We start from the raw sequence: 278 nt of genomic DNA on the forward strand, positions 1-278 counted from the left end.
TCTCGAGCCCGGAGTTCGACGGTGACAACGCACCGGTCGTGCGCTTCTCCGCGCTCAAGGCCCTCGAGGGTGCCCCCGTGTGGGCGGCGACCGTTGCCGACCTCATGGACAAGGTCGACGAGTTCGTTCCGGAGCCCATCCGCGAGACCGAGAAGCCCTTCCTCATGCCCGTCGAGGACGTCTTCACGATCACCGGTCGTGGAACCGTCATCACCGGCCGCGTCGAGCGTGGAATCCTCCACCCGAACGACGAGGGCGAGATCGTCGGTATCAAGGAG

1 pseudogene is annotated in these 278 nt (G+C 65.8%); it reads left to right on the forward strand.

Going from position 1 to position 278, the window contains the following annotated elements:
* A pseudogene (locus tag FVP33_RS19025) lies at positions 1-278 on the forward strand (elongation factor Tu); the annotation flags it as partial.

It is taken from the genome of Lacisediminihabitans profunda (assembly GCF_008040105.1).
GTDB lineage: Bacteria > Actinomycetota > Actinomycetes > Actinomycetales > Microbacteriaceae > Lacisediminihabitans > Lacisediminihabitans profunda.